1 pseudogene is annotated in these 255 nt (G+C 61.2%); it reads left to right on the top strand.

Annotated elements, in window-relative coordinates:
- Window positions 1-68: 68 nt before the first annotated feature.
- A pseudogene (locus tag NFX52_RS31505) lies at window positions 69-255 on the top strand (site-specific DNA-methyltransferase); the annotation flags it as partial.

Here is a 255-nt window from a genome sequence, read left to right as displayed (position 1 = left end):
CCCCCTATGCGGAGACCAGCTTCCAATGGGACCGGTGGGTTGACGGATGGCCTGCGTTGGCGGGCGAAGTGGCGAACCAGATGTGGTGCTTTGGTTCGACGCGCATGTTCATGGAGCGCGCAGCGGATTTTGAGGGGTGGCATTTGTCGCAGGACATCGTGTGGGAGAAGCACAACGGCTCGAACGCTTTTGCGGACCGGTTTCGGAGGATCCATGAACTGGCCCTGCACTTCTACCGGGGCAACTGGCGGGACA

The organism is Acidovorax facilis, assembly GCF_023913775.1.
Classification (GTDB): Bacteria; Pseudomonadota; Gammaproteobacteria; order Burkholderiales; family Burkholderiaceae_C; genus Acidovorax; species Acidovorax facilis.
This window is presented reverse-complemented; position numbering and strand designations above follow the sequence as displayed.